Source organism: Variovorax sp. AC103, assembly GCF_979254005.1.
Window position 1 is genome coordinate 1 of the sequence record NZ_CEEDFC010000107.1, and the last position, 237, is coordinate 237.

The 237-nt window shown below is 65.0% G+C and carries 1 pseudogene; it reads left to right on the forward strand.

What is annotated here, in order from left to right:
• A pseudogene (locus AC0IYU_RS34990) lies at positions 1 to 237 on the forward strand (ABC transporter permease); the annotation flags it as partial.

The following is a 237-nucleotide window of genomic DNA, read 5'->3' on the forward strand; positions in this document are numbered from 1 at the left end:
GGCATCATGAACGCGCCGGGGGGGCTGGACGACATCGTGCTGGCCGAGATGCTGTGGGCGGCTGTCAAGTCGATCTTCACCGTCACGGCCATCCTGTTCGTGATGCTCGGGCTGGGCATCAGCCACAGCCCCAAGCGCGTCGTCGCGTGGCTGGTGCTCATCGGCGCGGGCATCACCTTCTCGTCGATCGCGCGGATCTTCAACGCGCTGGCCAAGGGCTACGACTTCTTCACCTAC